Origin of the sequence: Alkalimarinus coralli, assembly GCF_023650515.1 — a bacterium.
Lineage (GTDB): Bacteria > Pseudomonadota > Gammaproteobacteria > Pseudomonadales > Oleiphilaceae > Alkalimarinus > Alkalimarinus coralli.
In genome coordinates, this window is sequence record NZ_CP096016.1 from 1,386,279 (window position 1) to 1,411,881 (window position 25,603).

The following is a 25,603-nucleotide window of genomic DNA, read 5'->3' on the forward strand; positions in this document are numbered from 1 at the left end:
GGTCTTAGTTTTGCTTTTCAATCCTACTCTCAAGTAGTTTAACTTGCTAACGAACGGAGTTTTCCTTTTGAGCATCAAACTTCGCCTCCATAAACTTAACATGAGGAACATATATTAAGTCGGATATTTTGCGTATAAGGTGCTCTTCATATTTATCAAGTTCACCATCTGCGAATGCTACTTTCCACATCGATAAAATCAGTTGATACTTCATCTCATCGGAATAGTTTGTATTTACGAGGTCGGTAAACTGGTATAGCGAAGTAGATTGTTCAGACTCTTCTCTAGCTAATGCGATAATTTCGTCTATCTTACCGTTATCAATTTCGAATTGCTTATTGGCTAATTCACGAATAATCCTGAGTTCACTTTCGTCAATAGATTGATCTACTTTAGCCAGCTCAATGAGTAACGCTATACAGGCTAACTCTATCTGCTTTTCATTTTCCTCAGGTTTGTGGTCTGATAACTGTAAGTTCTCTTCAAAAAAACGTTTAATCTTGCTAATCATGCAGAGAAACCTTTAAGTTTTTGCTCGAGTTTGACCTGATCTTCTGCAAATTTGCGAATACCTTCAGCCAACTTTTCAGTTGCCATGGCATTACCATTTAGCTCCCACCTGAAAGATGCTTCATCCATAGATAGTGCTGAATTACCTGTTTTAGTGGATGGTGATAACTTGCGAGTGAGCTCACCATTGTCTTGTGAGAGTGCTTCCATCAAGGCCGGACTGATTGTTAGTCTGTCGCAACCGGCAAGCTCTTCTATTTCGCCGGTATTGCGAAAGCTTGCACCCATAACGACGGTACTATATTGATTCTTTTTATAGAAATTATAAATTTCAGTAACAGACAATACGCCAGGGTCTTCAGCGGGAGGGTATCCGGCTTTACCCGTGTCTTTCTTGTACCAATCAAGTATTCGGCCGACAAATGGTGATATAAGATACGCGCCTGCCTGTGCTGCTGCCACTGCCTGAGCGAAGCTAAATAAGAGTGTTAAATTGCACTTTATGCCTTCTTTTTCAAGTACTTCCGCTGCCTTTATACCTTCCCATGTTGATGCAATCTTAATTAATACACGATTGGGGTCGATATCCTGTTCTTCATACAAAGCGATCAGTTTTCTCGCTTTTTTTACGGTCTCTGTGGTATTGAAAGACAAGCGTGCGTCAACTTCTGTTGATACCTTGCCGGGGATGCAGCTTAAAATCTCTTTACCTATTGATACTGCAAGATAGTCGGTCGCATCAGATAATGACTGTTCTGAATCGCCACCTTGCTGTGAGGCCCAGTTTAGTGCGTTGGTAATGAGTGATTGATACTCGGCTATCTCTGAGGCGTTTAGTAATAAAGAAGGGTTGGTTGTAGCGTCTTCGGGTTGCCATCGTTTTATCGCTTCGATATCGCCCGTATCAGCTACGACGGTGGTCATTTTTCTAAGTTGTTCTAGCTTGTTTTCCATAACGGTACTGCACCTTATATAAGCAATTCATATATGGTAAACAATACTGAACAGGCGAGTAGAGGACAAGTAAATTATCGTGCTTTCAGCTGGATTTTTTAGCTTACTGCGGAAATGCGGCTTGTGTTTCCACCGCTGCCGCCCTTTCAGAGGTCACGATAGCGAGTGCCTGTTTAAGCACTTCAATACTGGCACCAGGCTTATGCGCATTCTCGCTCAAATGACGACGAAATTTACGCCCTCCCGGCATACTGTGGAAGATGCCTAGAATATGACGAGTAATATGTCCGAGATAAGCACCTTTGCTCATCTCTTCTTCGATATATGGAATCATAGCCTCAAGGACTTGCTGGCGAGTGAGTGTACTTTCTTGCTCGCCATATATTTTTTGGTCAACCTGCGATAATAACCATGGGTTTTGATACGCCTCTCTTCCGACCATTACACCGTCAAGCTGGTCGAGATGGCTTAGGCTTTCGTTGATGGTTTTGATTCCACCATTAACGATTATTTCAAGCGATGGAAAGTCTCGTTTTAGTTGATAGGCTACATCATATTTAAGAGGGGGAATTTCTCTGTTTTCTTTTGGCGATAGACCTTGAAGGATTGCCTTTCTAGCGTGCACTATAAATGTGGAGCAACCGGCCTCAGAAATAGTTTTTACAAAATGGTGAAGCTCTTCGTAACTGTCTTTTTCATCTATGCCGATGCGGTGCTTTACGGTAACAGGTATTGACACCGAACGCTGCATGTTGCTAACACACTCAGCGACGAGTTCAGGGTGAGCCATTAAGCATGCACCAATCATGTTGTTCTGGACTCGGTCACTCGGGCAGCCAACATTAAGATTAACTTCGTTGTAACCCAAGTCTTCAGCCATTTTGGCGCACGCAGCCAGCTCGTCAGGGTTGCTTCCACCTAGCTGCACTGCGAGTGGAGACTCCTGATGGTTAAATTGTAAATATCGATCTCTATCGCCATGTACCAATGCACCTGTTGTAATCATCTCGGTGTAGAGCACAGCGTTTCTGGAAATAAGGCGCGCAAAATACCTGTAATGTCTATCGGTCCAATCGAGCATCGGGGCTATACAGAACTTGCGGTTAAGAGGCTTGGGAGAGTCGATGTTTGTCATTTCTGTAAGGGCTACCCAGTTTATCTGATGGTTTAGGTACGATGGTTGTAGGATACCGGCAAAACGTGGGTTATTATAACAGAGATTGTTTATTTCCTATAAAGGTTGTCAGTGAAGCTGTTAATCAGGTGTGCCTTTTTCTTTGGAGCTTTATGCTCTTGTTTGCCGCAGGCGTTATTTGGGAAAAGGCTAGTATTGACGGTAATAACACTCTGCCTATTCCCCTCTTATGCGCTAGGGCTAACGAGTAGCCATCAAGAACAGGTTAATCTTGTCATCCCTCGAGTCGATGTGTCCAATGCCGAGCATGCGGAGTATTTCGTTAAATTACTCGAACTAGCAATGGAAAAAACAATTAGCGACGGTAGATATCAGATTACGCGCTCACAAAAGGATCGATCTCAGGCTCGAAACTTATTAGACCTAGAAAAAGGACATAACCTGAACGTCTTATGGACAATGACCTCGAAGGAGAGAGAAGATAGATTGTTACCGATTCGAATTCCATTGTTAAAGGGGTTGTTAGGGTATCGGGTTTTTTTAATACGAAAGGAAGATAAAAACACATTTGGATCTATCCAGTCTCTGGACGGCTTAAGGCGATTTAAAGCAGGGCAGGGGGCGCACTGGCCTGACACTCGCGTTCTTAGGGAAAATGGTATAGATGTGGTTACGAGTGTCAGGTTTGAACTGCTTTTTACGATGTTACAGGAGAAACGGTTTGATTATTTTCCGCGAGGCATTAATGAGGCGTGGGCGGAACTCAAACATCACGCTCAACGAGGCTTAATTGTTGAGCCGTCAATTCTATTAAAATATGCGGCCCCCATGTATTTCTTTGTTAACCGAAGCGATGAATGGCTAGCAAACAGAATTGAGAAAGGCTTATTGACTGCCATTGAGGATGGTAGTTTTGATGCGCTATTCTACGGCTTTCCAGTGCATCAGAACTTTTTTAGTCTCGCCAATATTCGCAGTAGAAAAACGTTTGAGCTTGTTAACCCCGGGTTACCAGAAAAAACGCCTCTCGATATTGATGAGCTTTGGTATAAGGCCGACTAACGTTCAGCACCAGTAGAAATCGACTTCTCTCAATAGGCTTTTCTAAGTAGGTAATGCTATGTCTGTTTCAGTTGCACTAATACCTGTGTTCGCACTCATTATGCTGGGGTATCTGTTGAGACGCATTAACTTCCCCGGGCATACATTTTGGTCGCAAGCTGAAAAATTCACCTACTTTTTACTCTTCCCGGCAATGCTGATTTACAAATTAACCAATGCCGAAAGAGGGGGCGTCCAACTTGCAGATATTGCACTCATTGTAGTGCTTTTTCTGCTGTCAGTATCAGCTTTACTGATTATTGCCCAGAAGTTACTCAAGTGGCCTGGTGCCATTTTTACCTCGATCTATCAGGGAGGAATCCGATTCAACTCTTACGTTGGTTTGGCAGCAATTAGCGAACTGTTTGGAGATGCTTATCTTCCGTCTGCGGCTGTTGCCATGGCGATCATGATCCCTTTGATAAATCTGCTATGTATTTTGGTCTTTTCGGTTTGGGGGGAGAAAGAGATTAAGGGGCTTTCAGGGGTGCTTAAAGCGATTGTGACTAACCCGTTAATCGTAGCTTGTGTGATTGGCATCTCGCTCAATATGGCTGGTGTCAGGTTTTATTCGGTTGTAGAAGGTATGATAAAACCATTGAGCCAGCTGGCATTACCGATGGGGTTAATGGCGGTGGGTGCTGGACTCAACTTAAAGTCTCTGCGTGGTGCCTCAATGCCTTTTGTCGTGTCGAGCTTTATTAAGTTGCTGGTTTTTCCTGTTATAAGCTTGTTGATTCTGAGACTGGTCGGGGCAGACCTTGTTACAAGCACCGTTGTTATCCTGCTATCTTGCCTCCCGACGGCATCCTCTTCTTACATTTTGGCCCGGCAGTTAGGGGGAGATGCCGATTTGATGGCGACCATTGTTAGTGGCCAAACCCTTTTAGCGATAGTCACCATTCCGTTTATGGTGACCTTACTTCTTTGATCTCTTGCAACTCAGCTCTTTTGGTTTAAGTGCGCTTATTTCAGGCATTGGGAAAAACTATCTGCAATTGCGTGAATGAACTCAATGTAACCCGTCTCAGAGTTTACCATTGCTGTGGCGAGCGGGTCGGCAGTAATGACTTTTACATCAGTTCCTTGAGTGATCGTTTCGACATATGGGGCTTTGAAATTGGGCTCTTTGATCAGGCATATGCTCTTTTTATTACTGATCTCACTGGCAAGCTGAGCAAGGTGCTTGGCTCCAGGCCGGGACTCTGGAGTTAGGGTAATCGTTCCTGATATTGTCATGCCAAAATAATCTGCAAAATAAGAGAAGGCATGATGGAAGGTATAAATATCAATCTGACTTTGAGCTGTAAACTGCTTAGTGATTTGCTCTTCTGACGTTTTGAGACGAGCTAAAAACGTATCTGTGTTTTCCCGTAGCCGTATTTGATGCGCAGGGTAGTGGGTAGAAAGCTCGTTATAGATAGACTCGGCAATGCTGCGCGTGTATGCCGGATTCAGCCAGATATGAGGGTCAAACGCGCTAGTGTAACCATTCTCATGATTGTGGCTGTGTTCGTGGTGCTCTAAAGTGTCGCGCCTTGAAGAGTGGTTCTCGGTAGAGTCTTGCTGTAGTTTGAGTGCGGCTGTGAGTGGCAGCTGGTTTACTCCGCTGCTTTGAAGTACTTTCACAAGAAATAGCTCAAGCTCTGGGCCAACCCATATGAACAAATCTGCATTGCTAAGGCGTGCCCTTTGTGAGGGTCTTAACTGATAGTGATGAGGGTTAGCAGACGGAGGCAGAAGCAGGTTGGAGTGACCCAAGTCTCCAACAATAGCCGTTGCGATTAATTGAATGGGCTTGATTGAGCTAAGGACGTTAATGCTTTGAGGGTTTTTATCGTCGGCCTTTATCGAAGCTGAACTGAGAGCTACAGCAAGCGCAATGATTAACGGTGTCACTGCGATTGATTTGGTAAATAAGCTTACGCGGTTAACAGTCATGTTGCGTAGTGCTATTGTGAAATACTGGATCATTCAAAAATCTTCGTTGTTAAGGCTGTAGATGAATCAAGAGGGCTCAGATCAGGCGTGCGGCGCGAAGTATAGCACGGCAGTGAGTGGCCAACGAGTAGTAGTTTTTCGCTGGATGCCATTTTTGATATAGTCACGCTAAATCACGTTTATAAAAACCGCTAAAAACTATATAGAAACCGCTAATAACTATATTGGATAGAGAGAACTGAATGGCTATTAAGTATCAAATTGTACCTGTGACACCCTTTGAACAAAACTGTACTGTACTGTGGTGCGATCAATCAAAAAAGGCCGCAGTTGTTGATCCAGGAGGCGACTTGGGTAGAGTTACCGCGGTATTGGATAAAGAAGGGTTAATGCTGGAAAAAATTCTTTTGACTCACGCCCATATAGATCACGCAGGTGGAACGGCTCAACTGGCAAAACAATATGCCGTGCCGATTGAGGGACCTCACAAAGAAGACAAATTCTGGATTGACGCGCTGCCTCAGCAGAGTCAGATGTTTGGTTTTCCTTCTGTCGAGACGTTTACACCTGACCGGTGGTTGAAAGATGGTGATCTGGTGACGGTTGGTGATGAAACGTTAAATGTTGTTCATTGCCCAGGTCATACTCCAGGGCATGTTGTATTCCATAGCAGTGACGCACAGCTGGCATTAGTGGGGGATGTGCTTTTTCATGGTGGAATCGGGCGAACGGATTTTCCAAAAGGCGATCATGCAACGTTGATCCGCTCGATTAAAAGCAACCTTTGGCCTCTTGGCAACAATACGTCGTTCATTCCGGGGCATGGGCCAATGTCAACGTTCGGAGAAGAGAGAAGAAGTAATCCGTTTGTAGCAGATTAATGCCAGTGTTAACTGGCTTGAGGCACCGCTCGCATACTACTCTGTCAAATCCTGGGTTGATCTGAGCGAAGCTACTATCGAATATGAGCTGTATGCCGTTGCGTGGTTATTTTAATGATGTCCGCGCTGGGTTTTTGCGTATAATAGCCCCTTTTTAAGTCATCTACAGAGAGATATTCATTTTATGACTGTTCGTACTCGTATTGCGCCTTCTCCAACAGGCGATCCTCACGTAGGAACTGCCTACATTGCACTTTTCAATATGTGTTTTGCTCGCCAGCACGGTGGACAGTTTATATTACGAATAGAGGACACTGATCAGGCTCGCAGCACGGCGGAGTCTGAGCAGGATATCTTAGGCGCTTTACGCTGGTTGGGGCTAGATTGGGACGAAGGGCCTGATGTGGGTGGCCCTAAAGGCCCTTACCGCCAAAGCGAGCGGAAAGATGATTACAAAGCGTATGCAATGCAATTGGTTGAAAAAGGGCATGCGTTTTATTGTTTTAGAACGCCAGAAGAGCTGGATCAGATTCGTGAAGAACGAAAAGCCGCAGGCCTAAACCCCGGTATTAAGGGTGATCTTGAGCTGTCAGAGGATGAAGTTAAGTCCCGGTTGGATGCTGGAGATCCCTACGTTATCAGAATGAAGGTTCCTGACGAGGGGACATGTCTTATCGAAGATATGCTTAGGGGAACAATAGAGATTGACTGGTCTCAGGTTGACTGTCAAATACTTCTAAAATCTGACGGCATGCCTACTTATCACTTGGCTAACGTGGTTGATGATCATCTTATGGATATCACCCATGTAATACGTGGGGAAGAGTGGATTAACTCTGCACCCAAGCACCAGTTGCTCTATCAGTACTTTGAATGGGATATGCCGGTGTTGTGCCATATGCCGCTGTTGCGGAATCCTGACAAAAGCAAGTTAAGTAAACGCAAAAACCCTACCAGTATTAACTATTATGAGCGGATGGGTTTTATGCCTGAGGCTGTGGTTAATTACTTGGGACGAATGGGATGGTCAATGCCAGACGAGAGCGAGAAATTCAGCTTATCAGAGATGGTTAGCCATTTCGATATATCTCGAGTGTCGCTTGGTGGGCCTATTTTTGATGTCGAAAAGCTGAGCTGGTTGAATGGTTTATGGATTAGAGAAAACCTTTCCGACGAAGAGTTCTCTCTAAGGTTACAAAACTGGGCATTTAATGCCGAGCGAATGGCACCGCTTATTCCGCATGTTAAAGGAAGAGTAGACACATTCAGTGATGTTGTTCCTTTGGCGGGGTTTATGTTTTCGGGAATGTTGAACCTCTCTGCGGATGATTTTGCTCATAATAAACTGGACGAAGGGCAGGTTAAGCGAGTATTACAGTTTGCCCTTTGGAAGTTGGAGGCTCAACGCCATTGGACGAAAGAGAATATATTTGCTGATATAAAAGCACTCTCAAAGGCGATGGAGTTGAAAATGGGGGATTTCAACTTCCCTGTGTTTGTCGCTATTGCCGGAACGCCAAACTCATGGTCAGTAATGGACTCAATGAATCTGCTAGGCCCAGACATGACAAGAGCACGCTTGCGGTATGCTTTAAACCTGTTGGGGGGCTTTTCCAAGAAAGAAACTAAGCGAGTAGAAAAGGAATATCAGGCTGTTTTAGCGCAGATCGAAGTATAAACAAATTAGATCAGCAAAATGCTTGACTCATCGAAGGTAACTCAATAATATACGGCCCCGATGACAGATTGGGGCCATAGCTCAGCTGGGAGAGCGCAACGCTGGCAGCGTTGAGGTCTGCGGTTCGATCCCGCATGGCTCCACCAATTTTATGTCATCGACAAGATAGAAAGTTCCGGGTCCCCATCGTCTAGAGGCCTAGGACACCGCCCTTTCACGGCGGTAACAGGGGTTCGACTCCCCTTGGGGACGCCAATTATTCCAAAAAACCTGAAACCTTGTTTCAGGTTTTTTTTCGCCTGATGTATGGCCTTTGCTCGGCAGTTCTACGCGCAAAGCTGGGTCAGCTGTCTATGGCTTGGTTTTCGTGGTTATTGATGTTTTATGCGTGGGTCTGGTTGCCAGGCTAGCGGAGCCCTCTCACGTTGTGAGAGGGGGCACTGTATGAGAGTAGGGCTACTTCTTGCGAGAAATAGCTGCAAATGCGGTTGTGAAGGCTGGTTCCTGAAACGCTTTTAATCCGGTGCTTGTGAACGGGATGGGTATAGGGTTGTGGCTAAGCTGTTCCTTTATTTCTGTTGCCGATAGCGTTTCTACCTCAAAGCCGTCCGACAATTGAATGGCTGCTTCCATCTTAAAGCCGTTTGCACTTCCTGAGAATTTACCTTTGGTTGGCCTTTGTCGAATAATGACTTTGTCAACTTTGTAGTCTTCCATTAGCTTTGCAAATGCAAACTGAAAGTCTATTAATTGATCTCTACTGTTCACGTCAACGAGAGTGAGTCGGCGCACTCGACAATCAGGAAGATCTATTAAACCATCAGACAGGGACATAAGGCAGATAATGGCTTCATTGCCTTTTAATTCAACACCACAGACTTTCATGATTGGTACCATGTAATAAAAAAAGGGAGCCATTATAGCTTAAATAAAAACCGCTGAGGAGGTTTGTATCCGCGCATCACAGATGTGCGATGCAGGCCCTGGTTTGCCGCCATATTACCGCTCGGCAATGGCCCCTTTGCCTACGCCTTCAAATGCCTTGACTCTAAACTGACTGGTCGGATATTGAGCTTTCAATTGCTCTGAAATATGTGTTGCGATCCACTCAACAGTTGAATCGGTTTTGATTATATACACCTGGCGGGAGGGTATTATCAGTTCAAAGTCACCTTGAATGGCAGAGTAGGCAAAATGGGTATGGGGGTGCCCATTGATTAACGGGTTACCTGCAATATCACTCTCTGTTCCGATGTAAATGTCTTCAAAGATGCTAGCCCACTGCTTTTCAAGGTCATGGGCTGGCTTACCATCTCTATATATATTGATTGTGGAGCGGTGGCCGTGTGCAATGCGCTGGCAATTACCCTTATGTTTTTTAAGTCCGTGACTGTAGTGGTAGAACTCACCCTTAATAACCTCTTCCCTTAATTGAATGCAAATGCCTTTCACGTTGGAGGGGAGCTGATGAAGTATTCTATCGCACAAATAAGCAGATATGTTCTCTTTACTAATCTCTACATCTTTTATTTGGGTAAGGGATTCCAATGGCGAATGATGAATAATTTGCTCGCCGCTAGGCGCGTTGTACACAACCTTGGCAAGGGTGCCCTGTGTGTTGATGCTAATGCTTTGATGAGCTGCCGGAACAACAAATTTATGATCGACTTCATGGTCGATGATGTTTTTAATTTTCTTTTTTACATCACCAAAATCAAACAGCATACCTTGTTCGTCCAGGTCGCCTTCCAACTCTATGTCAACGATCCAGCTCTCGCCTAAAATCCCTCTTTCGGTATGCAGGTATGAAAAATCAATTACGGTCAGGTTGTTTACAAAGAGCTGATTCATGAGAGGTTAGCCAGGGTTTCTGATGGGTGGTGACTAGGTTATCTAAGTCAGAAGGAGGTTAAGAATGCGGAGAATTATACCAGATAAAATACCATGCCATAAAGCTGGTCGCCCTTTGATCGTTTTATTAATAAAAATGTGCACAAATGTAATATTTTATAAAAAAATAATGGTACATATGCACAATAAAGTTTGTTGGTGGCATAATGTTACAAAAAGAAACACTTGTGAACGACACGGTTTGATTCGAAATACTAAACTAGTGCCATCGTACCAATGTCTGTTCCCGCAAGTGACGGCTCTGCACCAACAGATAACTCTATATCAGCAAGCAAAGGACTTAATAAGTGAACCCTAATTCAGTAACGATTGAATCTCCCTTAGCGACTAGAATCAAAGCATGGATGGATGAACGTTTCCCATTTGTAAATGCACTGCTTTTTTTTATTTTGTATCTGACTGCTGCGGTAATCGCTCGCTATTCCTCAACCGAAGGTGCTGTTTCGTTAGCTCTCATTGATATTGTAGGGTGCCTGATCACTTGGAGCTTTTTTTTGGTGGTTCGTATATTTGATGAGCACAAAGACTATGAGCTTGATGTGCTTAACCATCCACAGCGGGTACTGCAAAGTGGCTTGATCACCCTAAACCACCTGAAAGGGTTGGCCCTGGCAGCAATTGCGCTGCAAATCACTTATTCACTTATTCTTGACTCTGTGCAGACAACCAATGCCAGTGCAGTGGGGCCGACAATGTTTGCCTGGTTAATGGTTTTTGGTTGGACATGTTTAATGGGGAAGGAATTTTTCTGCGGTGAATGGCTTGAGAAGCGTCTAACGTTGTATGCCTTTTCTCATATGATCGTGATGTTTTTTATCGTGTGGTGGCTGGTTCAAATGGGACGCCCCAGCGCGCCTTTAAGCAATGAAGTTATTGCGTTGGGTTTTCTGGCATTTATTAGTGGTTTTGCTTTTGAAATCACACGAAAAACCAGAGGGCCAGAAGAAGAACGAGATACGGTTGACTCATACTCAAAAATATTTGGTGCAAAAGGCGCTGCTATATTGGTTATTTCATTAGTGTTGGGAATGATTGCTACTCAATGCTTCATCATTCTTCAGGTAGGAGGCGCTGGGTACTGGCCTGCATTAGTTGTTCTGGCGATTGTGTTGCTGTTATGCCTAAAAAGCTTATTAAGTTTTATTGCTGAGCCGACAGAAAAAGGGCGGGAGAAGAATGAGATGGCTGTCGCTCTTGGTACGTTGTTAGGGTATTTGGTGGTATTGGTCAGTGTATTTGTCAACCGGGGGATTACGTTAACCCTCATGTAAGTGTTGCTGCTTTCACTATTACTTGTAGAAGAGATGCTATGCACATTTTTAATTAATGCCGAGCGTCTTAACGTTTCGATTATGTTGTTTTATATAAATAGAAGGAGTAGCGATTAAATGCTACCTAATACTCAAGAATTTGGGCGATATATTAACAATACTGCCCACCAGGGAATGCTCTCTTTTACGAAGTCAGGAGAGGTTCTGTCTGGCGATATTTTAACCATTACTCCTAACGGTCTAACATTCATTGTTGAATCATCTGAATATTTTGATGAATCCTGCCTTGGCCTGTTCCTTGAAGACCCCAAAGTATTTATTGATGGCGAATTTCTATGCGATACCCACCTTAGCATTGCCAGTATCACTCCCCAAACGGTAAGCGCGGAAAATGGACGCTTACAACTGTTTGAAGTAAAAACTGTTGTTCCAGAGACTGATAATGCCAGCTGCCTTTGGCAGGTTCTTTATCAAATACATCGAGAGAGTAGCAAGGCCGATGATCAACCTCTTTACGATGCCCTTACACTGCCTAAGGTACCTGCTCGCGGAGTCTATAGCGAAGAAGCGAGATTGGAACGTTTGGCTTTTATCAGGGAAAACACGGATGCAGAGCTAACGGCTGTAGAGAAAAACAGCTTTGATGCCAATAAATTGATGAGTAACATTGAGGCGTTTATTGGCTCTGTAGAAGTCCCCGTGGGGGTAGCTGGTCCTCTTTTAATCAATGGCCAAAACGTGAATGGCCTGATGTATGCCCCAATGGCTACATCGGAAGGTGCGTTAGTGGCTTCTGCAACGCGAGGAGCCACGGTGCTTTCGCGGTGCGGTGGTGTAAATACCAAGGTGCTGGGGCAGAGAATGCTGCGTGTACCACTGTTTGTATTGAGCAACATGCAGGATGCTCTATTTTTCGCTAACTGGATAGAAAGTCACTTCAACGAAATTAAAGAACAGACTAAGCGTTTCTCCAACTATGCTGACTTGAAAGAGGTGGAACCTCAAGTATTTGGCAAGGCCGTGCATGTTCATTTTGTGTATGAAACAGGCGATGCGGCTGGCCAAAATATGACGACTACATGTACCTGGCAAGCATGTCTTTGGGTCATGGAGCAAATGAAGCAATTTGAATCACTAAAGTTTGAAAACTTTATGATTGAGGCCAACCTGTCGAACGACAAAAAAGTCACCTATCAATCGTTTCTTAAGGGGCGCGGGGTTAAGGTGATGGCTGAGTGCATACTGCCTGCCGAACATACCGAACGCGTACTCAAAGTGACGCCCAAACAGCTGGTTGAAGCCTACCAGAACTTTGTTACTGGAAGTATCGGTGCCGGTATGGTTGGAATTAACATCAACATAGCCAACGTTATTGGGGCGATGTTTACAGCGACCGGGCAAGATATTGCCTGCGTTCATGAATCATCGATAGGGCAGTTTCATTTGGAATTGACCGATGACGGTCGTTCAGTGTACGCAAGCATGATCCTCCCTAGCCTGGTAATTGGAACAGTGGGCGGCGGAACAAGTCTTACCCAGCAACGCGAATGCCTGGAGCTGTTGGGGTGTGCAGGGCCTGGGAAAGCGGCGCGTCTTGCAGAAATTATTTGTGGCTACTGTCTTGCACTTGATTTGTCGACGTTATCAGCTATTGCTAGTGGCCAGTTCGCAAGTGCTCACGAGCGCTTGGGTCGAAACAGACCCGTAGATACACTCAAGCAAGGCGACTTAAATCCGCAGTTTTTCCAGCGTATCATGCGCAAGCAATTTGAAAGTGAACACCTCACTGTCGGAACTGCAGAGCCGATTGTTCACGAATCCAAAGGCAGCAGTATTATCACTGAATTAACTGCCCATAAGGTGAACAAAATACTGGGGCATTTTCCTTATTCTCTGTCTCTGCAAAATGATCTGGGGAAGGAAGAAACAAAGGATGTAATGGTAAAAGTTAAGCCTTTGGATGCAGAGGTCATCATGATGCTAAATAGCATGGCTGCAATGTGTGACCCACGTTTAGCGCAGGAATATAATCGATATAAAGATCAGCTAGGATTCCGTGGATGTCACCAGCGGGAGCTTGCGGTGATGACTCAAAAAGACCCTCGTTTTACGCGAAACTCCCCTTTGGTTTATGGTGTTTACGAAAATGAGGAGCGTGAGGCGTACCTGATTGTAGAAGAGTTGATGACGGATATGGTTCTGATGGACAGTGCAGATGACGTGACTGGCTGGACAAATGAGCATATTAAAGCCGCAATCAAAGGCATTTCAGAAGTTCATAGTATTTGGTTTGGCCGTGAGGAAGAGCTTCGCCAGCAGCCGTGGATTATCGACGCACCGACTAAGGAGTCGAGAGTTGAGAAGCAGCGTCTTTGGGAAATGCTCGGTGTTCATGCAAGAGAAGAGTTTCCCGAGTGGTTTTCTGATGATGACCTGGTGCGTTACCGCGACTTGGTTAAGGCGATGCCTAAACTGTGGGATCGCTTGGAAAGTATGCCAAAAACACTTATCCACAACGATTTCAACCCGCGTAATATAGCGTTCAGAAAAACGTCAGACGGGTTGAGGTTATGCGCTTACGATTGGGAATTGGCGACTGTTCACCTGCCTCAATATGATGTGGCAGAGTTGATGGCGTTTACACTGACCGGAGATTTCACTCGAGCGGATATCGATGAACTTGTTGAGTATCATCGACTAGAGCTTGAGAAAAACACCGGTGTAGAGATTGATGCAGCGGGCTGGAGAGACGGGTTTAGCCTTTGTATTGTTGATTTGTTAGTCACCCGAATGTCGTTGTATGCGATGGCTCATACCTTTAGACATTATAAGTTTATGGAACGCGTGCACAGCTCATTTAGGCGTCTCTTGGAAATAGAGATTGAGCGGGCTTGTAAATAGCGAGCAATAAACGCGACTACCTTGGATGCTTCAAGTTCGGGGTATTAATGTATTAATGATAAAAGCTAATGCCAAATTCCGGCCATAGGTCGCGGCTTGGCTTTAACAGAAACGGTTTGGGTAACGATAATATGACAGTTCAAAGTGAAGGTTTAGGCTATGTCCTTTCCTCAAAAGGAGCGTCAAGCTTTAGCGAAAACACACTAGGCGGGAAAGCCAGCCAGATGGCGTGGTTAACCCGTAACGGGTTTAATGTACCCGAGTGGTTTGTTATCACTACGGAAGCTTTTAACGGCTTTGTATCTGAAAACAAATTGGGTGACTGGATAGATGAGAAGCTAAAAACATTATCTGATCAAAATGTCGGTCCAGTATCTGAAGAGATTCGGAACAAACTTTTATCCGGGGTGTTGCCATGCGCCCTGGAAGAGCAAATTAGCGAGTCGCTCGCGACAATGCCTAATGGAGTCGAAGATTTCTATGCAGTGCGTTCTTCGGTAGTTGGCGAAGATGCAGCATCCGCTTCATTTGCCGGCCAAATGGACTCAGAGTTATTTCAAAAGGGTATTGATGCAATAACCCACTCGGTAAAAAGTGTTTTTGCCAGCGCATTTACTGAGCGTGCGCTGATCTATCGTTTACACCATAATATTGATTACAGAAATATAAAAGCTGCTGTTATTGTCCAGCGAATGATATTCGGGTCAGTTTCCGGGGTAATGTTTACCGCTCACCCCATTAATGGTCGTCGTGACCAGGGATTAATTTCTGCGTGTTATGGGGCCGGAGAAGGTATTGTGTCCGGGCTTTGCAGTACCGATGAATATACCGCCTCTCTCGATGCCAGAGAGGTCGAATCTACTATTAATGAAAAAGATATTCAGTTGGTATTTGACGAGGAAAGGGGATTAGGGACGATAGAAAAGCCTGTTCCCGAAGCGTTAAAAAATAAGGCGTGTCTCACCAACGAGCAAGTGAAGCAGCTTATACGTACAGGCAAAAGCATCGCGGAAGCGCGGTTGTTTCCACAAGACATCGAGTGGACTGTTGAAAGTGGCGTGATCTATATTCTTCAAACACGACCTGTCACCTCTATGCCGCCACCAGAAAAGCCTAAAGGGGATAGAATTGTATGGGATAACTCAAACATCCAGGAAAGCTACTGTGGGGTAACAACACCTCTGACATTTAGTTTTGCCAATCGTGCCTACGCAACTGTGTATGAACAAACGATGCGGTTGATGGGAATCTCTGAAAAAGAGATTCAGAAAAATCAAGGTATGTTACGTAATATGTTGGGCCTCATAAAAGGACGAGTGTACTACAACATCAACAACTGGTATCGAGGGTTGCTGTTTCTTCCATCATTTGGCACTAATAAAGAAGCGATGGAAAGAATGATGGGGTTACAAGACCCTGTTGATATGATCCAGGACACACATCTTTCCGCTTTTCAGAAGTTAAAAAAACTGCCCGGCATGTTGAAAGCTCTGATCATTCTGCTGAGCCATTTTGTAAGAATGGGCAGCTTGGTTGATCAGTTCAAGGCGATGTTTCAGCGGGAGTACAATGCGATTCCACGTACTCAGCTGCATACATTGGAAATGGCTGAACTGATGGCGTTGACCAAGCAGCTGGATAACAACCTGCTGAATCGCTGGACAACCCCTATTGTTAATGACTTTTACGTGATGATTTATAACGGAAAAGTGAATAGCTGTCTCACAAAGGTTGGCATTGAAAACGCCGAAGTTGTGCAAAACAACTTGCTGTCGGGCGAAGAAGGAATAGAAAGCACAGAGCCGACTAAAATGCTCCTTCGTATGTGTAGCTTTGTTCGGTCTGATAAGTCGCTTAAAGCACTTATTAACGGCACTGAAAATCAATATCTTCTTGATGCTATTCAGGTTCAGTCTCCAGAGTTTTATCTTCAATGTCTTGAGTATATCGAGCTGTACGGTGATCGAACGATTGGTGAGTTGAAGCTTGAATCTGTGAGCCTTCGCCAAGACCCGTCGTTTATGTTTGCAGTACTGAAAAACTTCTTAAGCCGGGAAGACCTGAGCGAAGAAACCCTTTCCAGTAACGAAACGGCGTTCAGGCAGGAGGCAGAGCAAGAGGCCTTCGGCAAGATTGAACAACAGTTAGGTGCTAAAAAACTGGCCACATTTAAGGTTCATCTGGCGAAGCTGCGTGATGCGATTAAACATCGTGAAAATATGCGTCTGGCAAGAACCCGTATGTTCGGACTTTATCGTGATATCTATATTGAGATAGGTCGTCAGCTTCAAATGGATAAGCAGCTTGATGAAGCGAGAGATATTCTGTATCTCACCGTTGAAGAACTTGATGCCTATATGGAAGGCAGGAGCGTATCTTCCCTTAATGACCTTGCACAACTGCGCAAAAAAGAGTTTGCCTCATACGAGCAGGAAGAACTCCCTCATCACTTTAGTACCTGGGGGCCTGTTTATCATCACAATAGTTATGAATACAAAGGCGGTCACGAAGCTCTGGATGCCGATAGTGACGAGCTATCGGGGCTTGGTTGTTACCCTGGAATTGTGGAGCAACCGGTAAGGCTGATATTTTCGCCAGAAGATGAGCTTAGCCTGGATGGACAAATATTGTGCACCGTTAGGACTGATCCAGGTTGGGCGCCACTATTCCCAACGGCGGGTGGGTTGTTGGTCGAGCGCGGCTCAACACTTTCTCATTCTGCGGTTGTCGCGAGAGAGCTGGGTATTCCGGCTATCGTTAATATTCCTGGTATTACCAAAATTATCAACGATGGCGAGCGAGTAAAAATGGATGGTGCTAAGGGCACTATACAAAGGTTAGATACAACAACTGAGACAGTTTAATGAGTGAATGGAATACAGCCAGCCAACTGCCAGCGTCCTTTTTCAGCATTGCGGAAAAAGTCTATGCGTCAGATGACTTCTGGATAAAGGAAAGTGAACCCTATATACGGACACTATTCTCGACCGAGAATAGTTTCTTTGGTAGTGGCAAAGCGTGGGTTGATACTGAAAAAAATTGTGCTCGCCTCGCAGGATTTTATAATCCGGATCAATTAATAGACGGTAAGCGAGCTGCGTACTTTGGCTTTTGGGAGTGTGATAATCAACTGGAAGCTAATCAGGCGCTTTTCGAACGTTTTGAGAGGTGGGCCAGAGCATGTGGTGCAGATGTGATTTACGGCCCAATAAATTTTAACACGTTTGGCTTATATCGCATTAGAATGAGCCATCATGAAAATGGTTACTTTCCTGGTGAACCGTATAACCCCAGCTATTATCCAGAATTGATGGAGAAGCTAGGGTATGGTGTCAGTAAACGTTTCTATAGCTGGTTTGGGCGGCTGGACAATCGTGCAGAGAAGTCTGCGCCACTGATGTCAAAAGAGGTGGCCAAACTGGAGCAGCAAGGTATTAAATTTAGTCGCCTTACCCCAGAGTACTGGTTGAACCATCTACCGGAAATCTTTCTTAATGTAGATGAGATCTTTAAAGATAACTTTGCCTATAGCGGAATTACATTTGAAGCTTTTGAAAAGGCCTTTGGCGAAGGCTTTGCTTATCGCTTTTGTCCAAAGGCTTCTGTATTGGCAACGGATGCAGAAGGTAACATCGCAGGTTTTTTTGTTGCCTTCCCAGATTACTCCCCCTTATTAAAGCAATCTTCACCAAAGAAAGTGGAAGCGAGCCAAATACGCTACAACGATCATTTTAAACTTTTAGAACATCCTAAAGTATTGGGTAAAAGCGGTGGTGTTAGTCCTGCCTACAGGAAAAGTGGGCTGTTCTCGGTCATGAGCTATCTGCTGACACAGTGGTCTGAAGCTAGCTATGAGCTAGGTGGTGCAACGTTAGTACGAGAAGACAACCCTTCTGCACGAGTAGGGCGGTTATTTTTCTCACAACCAGGGGACTGGTCACATGAGTATGCGTTATTTTCGAAGACGCTATAAGGTTAGCGTTAGATGTATAGCAATGCAGGTTTATAAGGAGTCGTAATGCACGCGATTGTTCCATCTTTGGTACCTGAATCCGGAAATTTCGCTGACCTTATTCTCCGGCATGCAAAGCGCCAGCCTTTTGTTACTGCGCTGAATATTCCGCATGAGGTGCGAGCGCAAAAAATCACTCATTTTGAAGAGATCTCTTTTGGAGAGCTTGGAGATAGAGTAGCCAAACTTAGATCTCTGCTTAATCGAGAGGGGTTAAAAAAGCAGGATCGAGTAGTGGTGATGTTTAAGCCCTGCATCAACCTTTATGCACTGGTTGTCGCGCTTTTGGCTGAAGGAATGGTCCCTGTATTTATAGATACAGGTATGGGGGCTAAAAAAATGCTTAATGCATTAGAGGAGAGCGATGCCAGTATGATTGTCGCAACCTCTTCTCTATTACGTTTCCGTTGGCTATTTCCTGCGTTTTGGGGAAGGCGTTGCATTTCGGCTGATAGCCCGTTGTTAGGAATAAAGACACTCGACTTATTACTTGAAGGTGTTACGCCTTCCAGTTTGGAGGAAATGCCTTGTGCTGAAATCAAACAGGGTAATAGAGGCTTAATATCCTTTACCTCTGGGAGTACCGGCAGGCCAAAAGGTGCTGACCGGACTCACGATAGCTTGATACAGCAACACATTGCCATTAGGGATCACTGGCAGGATTCAGCAGAAGACATTGATATGACTTCGCTGCCGGTAGTTGTATTGCATAACCTTTGCTGCGGAATGCCTAGTGTTTTGCCTGCTATAGAATTTTCGGCTCCCGGAAGTGCTGATGGCTATTTGGTATTACGCCAGCTGCTGGAGTCAAATGTTACTCGATTGAGTGGGGCCCCTGCATTCATAGAGAAGGTTGCAGATGCGGCATTGGCGAACGCATCTTCATCAACGGTGGCGTTGTCACTTAACAGTATTAGTCTAGGCGGAGCTCCCGTGACTGCGAAGCTATCGAGAAAACTTAATGAGGCATTTCCAGGAGCAGTCAGCCGCGTTGTCTATGGTTCTACAGAAGCTGAGCCCATTGCCAGTGTTGAAACAGCAAAGGTGGCTTTAGAGCAACATGAAGGTTACCTGGTTGGTATGCCTGCACATCAATCCGAGGTGTTGATCGTTAAGTTACCGAAAGATCCAGGCCAGATCACTGACGATACGTTGGCACCTTATTATTGTGTTCAGGGTGAAGTCGGGGAGCTTGTCGTTAAGGGTAAGCATGTGCTTAAAGGGTATGTTGATAACCCTGAAGCGACTAAAGAGAACAAAATTCATTGTGCTGATGGCAGCGTCTGGCATAGAACAGGGGACTTAGCCAAGCTTGATGAGAAAGGGAGCATTTGGTTGATGGGCCGAATGTCCGACTCCATACATTTTAATGGAAAACCGGTATTTACCTACATCATTGAAAGTAAAGTTGATGCCATTCCAGGGGTAAAACGGTCTGCCCTGATTCAAAATACACCTGACAACAAGCCTGTTTTGGTCTTTGAGCGTGAGCAAGTTCAGCAGGTAGAACGTTACTCAACGATTGATATATCAACTCAAATAGAACATGCAGAGATCAAACTAAAACATCTGGTTATGGGATTATTGATTGATGAAGGTTTAGTGGGAACGGGTATTGTCTGCCTCGATAAGTTACCTGTAGACAGTCGCCATAACAGTAAAATAGATCGGGCAAAGCTGAGAAAAATGCTATGAAAAAGCCACTATTGATTGTGTCATTAAATCCCGTTGACTGGCTGACTTTAAGTGGCGTTTGGGTGGCAGCAGGAAGTTTGTGGTTTGCGTTTGAGCATCAAATTGCGTATGCACTTTCATTGCTCTATATCGCCATGTTGATTGATGCATTTGACGGAATTTTGGCCCGAAAACTTGGCTATGAAAGTGAATTCGGACGTTATCTTGATAGTTTTGTTGACGTGTTGGATTACCTCATCGTGCCGGGTTTCATTCTCTATTTTTGGGGGTTCAACGGCGTCTTTGAAGGAATGCTGATCATACTGGTGTTGTGCTGCGGAATTTTGCGGCTGTCGGTGTTCAATCAGTCGGGTAATGTAAAAGATGAAAACGGGAACCTTGCGTACTTAGGTATGCCGGTATTTTGGTTGAATTTCATTTTGGGTGGTGCCTACATACTCTCTTGGTTTATCGGTCTAGCCATCGTAATGGCTCTATTGTGCGTCATTTACCCGGTGGCCTGCTTCCTTATGATTTACAACGGGCCGTTTTTTAAATTTTCAAGTATCAATGTCATTGTAAGCCTGGTGTTTGGTGGTGCGTTGGTGTTTTTTCTGGCGGGTTTGTTTGGTTGATTGTTCTGCCTATCAACAAACTGAACAATACCGACAAATATTTACTTTTTGAGATAATGTTTTGATAGATAGTATTAGTACGCTTAACTCCCCGACAATATACGAAAGCGCCATTGTTGCGCTGTGGCTAACGCTTCCAATTGTAATAGGCGGTGTTGCGCACATGTTCTTTGTCGCGAATGACTGGTTACCATCGCTGAAAGTACCGATAAACGAAGCGCTTTTTGGTAAGAACAAAACCTGGAGAGGTGTTGTTGTTATGCCCTTGGTAACGATTCCTGGCGCGCTTCTGTTAGGTATGTTGGGGGGCGTTCAACCTGGCTCGTTATCATCTTCATTACCTGATGTTTCGTTAACTCTGCTAGGCCTTTGTTTAGGGCTTGGCTATGTTATTTTGGAGCTGCCAAACTCCTACCTAAAAAGAAAGCTAGGGATTCCGCCTGGGGGCGCGCCAGATCAGGGAGCGTTCTGGTTTATCGCCATGGATCAACTGGACTCGGCAATCGGCTTTGCTATTGTCTATGCCTTGTTTTTTGACTTTCCAGCTGTGACTTATCTTCTTTTGCTTATTGAGTTTCCTTTTGTTGCGTTGCTGGTTAAGCGGGTTTTGTACTGGGTTCGTTTAAAAAAGTCTTACCTATAGCCGCAAGCGATACTCAATAGGTGTTAAGGGATTTATCTACAATTTTAGTTACCTGGGCGACATAGGACGTAACCTGAACTACGCTATATATCAGGAGACTCTTGCACGACTATTGCGCTTACAAATACCGCGTTAAAAAATGACTCAAAATTGTGCGCTCTCCTGGGTCGACCGGGACTTATTACGTATAAACTGCGCTTTTTCGTCATTTTTTGCCTTGTCTTTGCTTCGCTCATAACGTCGTGCAAAGGTCTCATCAGGTATAAATTAACGCTTTTTCAAGCTTATTAGAGCACACAGGTTACGTTGGTATTGATGGGGATTGAATTACTTATATTGTTTAAGGTCGGAACTGCCACGTTGTGGCTTTTTTTAGCCTTTATTTTCTTTAAATACTTCCTTAGTGCAAAATATCACCAGCCGGTTTTGTCGACCTTGTTTTTGCTAGTCGTTGCGCTCTGTTTTGTTCCTATTGTCTATACCATCAGTACCCATGAGTATTCTCTACAGCTAAACCTCCCAGTTGCGATTATGGGTGTGCTGGTTACGGCTATCGTACTTAGCCCCTCGATGCGTCGTGAAATTCGAAAACTGCTAAAGACTGGAAAAGAGGCTGTCAACCATGATGACTCAGGGCCAGTTGATGGGTTATTAGGTAGTATTTCAGCACACGCATTCGAAGGAATATACGTGTTAGACCCAGAGTCGATGAGGTATCTAGATGTAAATACCTCAGGTGCTGCTGCATTGAAATATAACCGTGCTGATATGCTTGGTATGCATTTAAAAACAATCCATCCGAATGACTTTGGTATGGTTGAGCAACGGGTTAGAGAGACACTACAGACTGAGAAGCGCATTAAGTTTGAGGTAAACGCGATGCGTTCAGACAATATTACGATTTTTGTAGAGGTTGCGTTAAAACACATTCATTTGAACGGGCGCTCAGTCGTATTGGCGGTGGGGCGAGACTTAACCCGCCGCCAGCTGTCACAGCGAAAAATTAACCAACTTAATCAGCTATATCAACTGCTTACTCTATCAAACCGGGCCATTACGAGAATCAAAGATCGGCGCAAGCTCTCTGAAAAAATATGCGACCTTGCCGTAGGAGAGGGTGGTTTTTTGCTCGGCTGGATTGGCGACCTGGAAGATCGAAAGGTACTACCGATTTGCCATTCAGGGGTCAACGAAGGGTATGTAGAAAACTTAAACATCGACTTGGATATAGAGCGATATCTGGAGGGGCCAGTAGTAAGATCCATCAATGAACGCAAAGTTATCTTTATAAATAACCTGAGTAACGAAAAAGGTTTTCAATCTTTAAAAGTGGAAGCACTGAAAAGAGGGTTTAACTCCGTTGCATCAGTTCCAATTTTTGTTGGACAAGACGTTTGCTCTGTTCTGGTTATATACTCTTCACAAGAAAATATATTCAACACAAAGCTGGCTCAGTTATTGACGAACCTGTCGGAGGACTTGAGTTATGCATTTGGTAACATCAATGCTGAGCGCCTTCGCTTGGACGCCGAGAAAAGGCTTCGTTTACTTTCAAGTGTTGTTGATCAGAGTACTGATGCCGTGACGATTATGAATGCCGGTGGGGGTATTGAATACGTTAACCCCCGCTTTACAACGCTTACTGGTTATACATTAGATGAAATAAAAGGGAAGTCTCCGTCAGTTTTGTGCAGTAGCAAAGGGGAGTCAGAGAAATTTCTAAAGGTATTTAATGACCTGAATAATGGTAGAAAGTGGAAGGGCGAATTTTTAAACCGGAAGAAGGGTGGCGAAGAGTATTGGTCTATGGATACTATTTCGCCAATAAAGGATGACAGTGGTGCTATTACTCAATATGTGTCAACCTCAGAGGACTACTCAGCGTTAAGGCAGGCTCAAGACAAGATCGAACAGCTCGCCTTTTATGATAGCCTCACAGGCTTACCTAACCGGCGTTTGTTACATGACAGATTGATACAGGCAATAAGCCTGTCGGCCAAAAATTACTCTTATGTTGCCGTTCTCATGCTGGATATCGATAAGTTTAAAACAATAAATGATTCATTGGGTCACACAGCAGGGGATGAGTTGATTAAAAACATTTCATTGCTGCTGACCGATTATGTAGGGCATGGGGATACGGTTGCTCGGCTAGGAGCAGACGAATTTATTGTTGTATTATCGAATGTTCGGGATATGAAAGAGGTTGTTTATTTTGCTGAGAAACTGTTGGAAAAAACAAGACAGCCGATGGACGTTCAAGGAAATACCGTTTCTGTAACAGCAAGCATTGGTGTCAGCCTTCACCCGATGGATACCGTTGATGGAGGGGATCTGCTTAGGTGTGCCGACTTGGCCATGTATCATGCAAAAGCAGAAGGGAGAAATAACTTTCAGTTTTATACTCGAGAAATGAATGATAGAGCGCTTGAGCAACTTGATTTAGAGAAGAGGCTAAAGGTTGCGATACAGGACCGTTCATTTGAGCTTTATTACCAACCCCAGATTGATATGAATTCGGGCAAAGTAAAAGGCGTTGAGGCGCTTATTCGGTGGATCGATGATGGACAATACATACCTCCAGATAAGTTTATTCCGGTTGCTGAAGAGAGTGGCTTGATGGACCAAATTGGTGAGTGGGTTATCAAGCAGGCAATCAGTGATGCCGAGCGATTGAACGATCAGTTTGCAGATCAAATAAATGTTGCCATTAACCTTTCAGCGAGCCAGTTTCGCGAGTCGGATAAATTAATTGAGCTTATCACCAGCCAGCTCAAAGAGACTGGTCTTAAGCCTGGTAATGTAGAGTTAGAGTTGACTGAAAGCATGCTGATTGGCGATCTGGAATCGGTTATCAGTACGCTAGACGCTTTTAGAGCGTTAGGTATAACGTTAGCAATTGATGATTTCGGTACAGGGTATTCATCGCTCAGTTATCTAAAAAACCTACCGATAGACACATTGAAGATTGATCGGTCGTTTATTAAAGATATTGGTATTGACGCGAGCGATGCGGCGATAACGGTTGCTATTATAACGCTCGCTAATGAACTAAATATGTCGGTATTGGCTGAAGGGGTAGAAACTGAGGGACAGATGCTGTTCCTTGAAGGGCATGGGTGTAGTGCTTATCAGGGGTACTATTATAGTAAGCCGCTACCGCTAACTAAGCTGATTGATCTGCTAAGCTGACTGATTTACTAAATAGTGAAGAGTAGTTGTACAGCTAGTGAACTGAAATAAAAAAGCACGGACGCCTCCGTGCTTTTTGTCTTCTAATATGTTCTAAAACATGCCCGACAAGAAGGCAATACCTGCACTGAATACCCCAATGCTTGTTGCAAGTGCTATGACGTATATTTTATTGGTTGCAGAGCGCTGATTTTGCGTATACAGATCGATAGTGCGTTGTGCTATATCTTCTGCTGTTTCACGAGATATGTCGTGAGCTTGCTGTATCGCTTCAGATTGCAGGGTTTGCCAGAACTCAGTATCGATCGACTGAACCGACGTCATATGATCCTTAAGCTCTTCCATCTGCTCCGCAGACATACCTTGAGAACCTTGATTGTTGAGTATTTCAGCCTTGAGCTCTGCTAACTGGTTGCTGAGAAATAAGCTAACCTCAGCTGCAATCTCTTCTTTTACCGCGCTGGTTTTTTCATTGATCTGCGTGGCTAGTGACTCTATAGTGCCGTTTAAGCGCTCTCCTTGCTCTGCTTTAGATTCCTCAAGTATTCTCTTGAGGTGGTCATACTGTTCATCAAACAGGTTGCTTAACAGCTCATGAAGGCGATTGTTAACATTGGTCTTCACTGCTGATCGTGCAACTTGTTCGATCATCTCAGTTGGCAGGGCCACCACGTTCGCATTAAGCATATCATGCTCCTGTACGTTGCTGCTCTCTGTAGATAGGGGTTCTTCTGTTGTTGGACTCTCCGCTGCAGGCGATATTTCTGCTTGAGGGAGGTCTCCTCGTTCAACCGCCTGTCCCAGTTCTTCCAGAAGGTTGCTAACACCCTTTGGCTGAGGGGGTTTAGTTAAAATATTGTATATGCCGAACTCTTTTGCCTCATCAGCAAACTCTTCAGACTTTTTCGAGGTGCACATGATAATAGGGATGGCGGCAGTATCAGGGTTGCTCTTGATCGCCTTCGTGGCTTCAACACCATTCATGCCGGGCATCAAATGATCCATAAATATAACGTCTGGGTTATCATGTGAGCTGAGATAGTCCAGCGCCTCTTCTGCTGAACCAGCCATGCTGACATTAAGATCAATTTTCTCGAGTAGTTTACTCAAGGCAAATCTCGCCACTTTTGAATCATCAACCAATAATGCACTTTTAATTGTCAT

At 44.5% G+C, this 25,603-nt stretch carries 19 protein-coding genes and 2 tRNA genes; 14 read left to right on the top strand and 7 right to left on the bottom strand.

What is annotated here, in order from left to right:
* Positions 1 to 46: 46 nt before the first annotated feature.
* From MY523_RS06145 to dusA, 3 genes are all read right to left on the bottom strand, one after another.
* Positions 47 to 511: a tellurite resistance TerB family protein gene (locus tag MY523_RS06145; RefSeq protein WP_250657918.1), complete on the bottom strand. Its 465-nt coding sequence runs from the start codon at positions 509 to 511 to the stop codon at positions 47 to 49.
* A complete protein-coding gene (tal, locus tag MY523_RS06150; RefSeq protein WP_250657919.1) occupies positions 508 to 1,464 on the bottom strand; it encodes a transaldolase in 957 nt (318 codons plus the stop codon). Before tal ends, MY523_RS06145 begins: the two co-directional genes overlap by 4 nt.
* A 103-nt stretch (positions 1,465 to 1,567) precedes the next feature.
* The gene (gene dusA / locus MY523_RS06155; RefSeq protein WP_250657920.1) at positions 1,568 to 2,599 is read right to left on the bottom strand and encodes a tRNA dihydrouridine(20/20a) synthase DusA; all 1,032 of its coding nucleotides are present in this window, start codon (positions 2,597 to 2,599) and stop codon (positions 1,568 to 1,570) included.
* 195 nt (positions 2,600 to 2,794) lie between these two features.
* On the opposite strand from dusA, the gene MY523_RS06160 reads away from it, so the two are divergent.
* A complete protein-coding gene (locus MY523_RS06160) occupies positions 2,795 to 3,661 on the top strand; it encodes a transporter substrate-binding domain-containing protein (protein ID WP_250657921.1) in 867 nt (288 codons plus the stop codon).
* Positions 3,662 to 3,719: 58 nt separating this feature from the next.
* Entirely contained in the window at positions 3,720 to 4,631 is a 912-nt protein-coding gene (locus tag MY523_RS06165; RefSeq protein WP_250657922.1) for an AEC family transporter, read from the top strand.
* 35 nt (positions 4,632 to 4,666) lie between these two features.
* Here MY523_RS06165 and MY523_RS06170 read toward each other — a convergent pair whose 3' ends face one another.
* A complete protein-coding gene (locus MY523_RS06170) occupies positions 4,667 to 5,674 on the bottom strand; it encodes a zinc ABC transporter substrate-binding protein (RefSeq protein WP_250657923.1) in 1,008 nt (335 codons plus the stop codon).
* A 215-nt stretch (positions 5,675 to 5,889) separates the two neighbouring features.
* On the opposite strand from MY523_RS06170, the gene MY523_RS06175 reads away from it, so the two are divergent.
* From MY523_RS06175 to MY523_RS06190, 4 genes are all read left to right on the top strand, one after another.
* Positions 5,890 to 6,522 (top strand): MBL fold metallo-hydrolase, encoded by a 633-nt coding sequence (locus tag MY523_RS06175; protein WP_250658782.1) that lies wholly within the window; start codon positions 5,890 to 5,892, stop codon positions 6,520 to 6,522.
* A gap of 184 nt (positions 6,523 to 6,706) precedes the next feature.
* The gene (gene gltX, locus MY523_RS06180; protein WP_250657924.1) at positions 6,707 to 8,200 is read left to right on the top strand and encodes a glutamate--tRNA ligase; all 1,494 of its coding nucleotides are present in this window, start codon (positions 6,707 to 6,709) and stop codon (positions 8,198 to 8,200) included.
* Positions 8,201 to 8,270: 70 nt separating this feature from the next.
* A tRNA-Ala gene (locus tag MY523_RS06185) sits at positions 8,271 to 8,346 on the top strand.
* Between the two features lie 33 nt (positions 8,347 to 8,379).
* A tRNA-Glu gene (locus tag MY523_RS06190) sits at positions 8,380 to 8,455 on the top strand.
* Positions 8,456 to 8,656: 201 nt separating this feature from the next.
* Here the strand turns inward: MY523_RS06190 and MY523_RS06195 are convergent.
* Both MY523_RS06195 and MY523_RS06200 read right to left on the bottom strand, forming a co-directional pair.
* Positions 8,657 to 9,085: a DUF3010 family protein gene (locus MY523_RS06195; protein ID WP_250657925.1), complete on the bottom strand. Its 429-nt coding sequence runs from the start codon at positions 9,083 to 9,085 to the stop codon at positions 8,657 to 8,659.
* A gap of 114 nt (positions 9,086 to 9,199) precedes the next feature.
* Positions 9,200 to 10,051 carry a 6-pyruvoyl trahydropterin synthase family protein gene (locus MY523_RS06200; RefSeq protein ID WP_250657926.1) on the bottom strand — a complete coding sequence of 284 codons (852 nt, stop codon included), beginning with the start codon at positions 10,049 to 10,051 and terminating at the stop codon, positions 9,200 to 9,202.
* A gap of 347 nt (positions 10,052 to 10,398) precedes the next feature.
* Here MY523_RS06200 and MY523_RS06205 point away from each other — a divergent pair, with 347 nt between their 5' ends.
* The 8 genes from MY523_RS06205 (at position 10,399) to MY523_RS06240 (ending at position 24,439) form a co-directional block, all read left to right on the top strand.
* Entirely contained in the window at positions 10,399 to 11,382 is a 984-nt protein-coding gene (locus tag MY523_RS06205; protein WP_250657927.1) for a UbiA prenyltransferase family protein, read from the top strand.
* Between the two features lie 117 nt (positions 11,383 to 11,499).
* A complete protein-coding gene (locus tag MY523_RS06210) occupies positions 11,500 to 14,283 on the top strand; it encodes a hydroxymethylglutaryl-coenzyme A reductase family protein (protein WP_250657928.1) in 2,784 nt (927 codons plus the stop codon).
* Positions 14,284 to 14,414: 131 nt separating this feature from the next.
* Entirely contained in the window at positions 14,415 to 17,147 is a 2,733-nt protein-coding gene (locus MY523_RS06215) for a phosphoenolpyruvate synthase (RefSeq protein ID WP_250657929.1), read from the top strand.
* Entirely contained in the window at positions 17,147 to 18,256 is a 1,110-nt protein-coding gene (locus tag MY523_RS06220) for a hypothetical protein (RefSeq protein ID WP_250657930.1), read from the top strand. Before MY523_RS06215 ends, MY523_RS06220 begins: the two co-directional genes overlap by 1 nt.
* A 45-nt stretch (positions 18,257 to 18,301) precedes the next feature.
* Entirely contained in the window at positions 18,302 to 19,990 is a 1,689-nt protein-coding gene (locus MY523_RS06225) for an AMP-binding protein (RefSeq protein WP_250657931.1), read from the top strand.
* On the top strand, positions 19,987 to 20,604 hold the full coding sequence (locus MY523_RS06230; protein ID WP_250657932.1) for a CDP-alcohol phosphatidyltransferase family protein: 618 nt from the start codon (positions 19,987 to 19,989) through the stop codon (positions 20,602 to 20,604). The genes MY523_RS06225 and MY523_RS06230 overlap by 4 nt, the downstream gene beginning before the upstream one ends.
* Positions 20,605 to 20,665: 61 nt before the next feature.
* A complete protein-coding gene (locus MY523_RS06235) occupies positions 20,666 to 21,247 on the top strand; it encodes a CDP-archaeol synthase (RefSeq protein WP_250657933.1) in 582 nt (193 codons plus the stop codon).
* A 315-nt stretch (positions 21,248 to 21,562) separates the two neighbouring features.
* Positions 21,563 to 24,439, top strand: coding sequence for a sensor domain-containing phosphodiesterase (locus MY523_RS06240; RefSeq protein WP_250657934.1), 2,877 nt, complete (start codon positions 21,563 to 21,565; stop codon positions 24,437 to 24,439).
* 93 nt (positions 24,440 to 24,532) lie between these two features.
* Here MY523_RS06240 and MY523_RS06245 read toward each other — a convergent pair whose 3' ends face one another.
* Positions 24,533 to 25,603, bottom strand: coding sequence for a response regulator (locus tag MY523_RS06245; protein WP_250657935.1), 1,071 nt, complete (start codon positions 25,601 to 25,603; stop codon positions 24,533 to 24,535).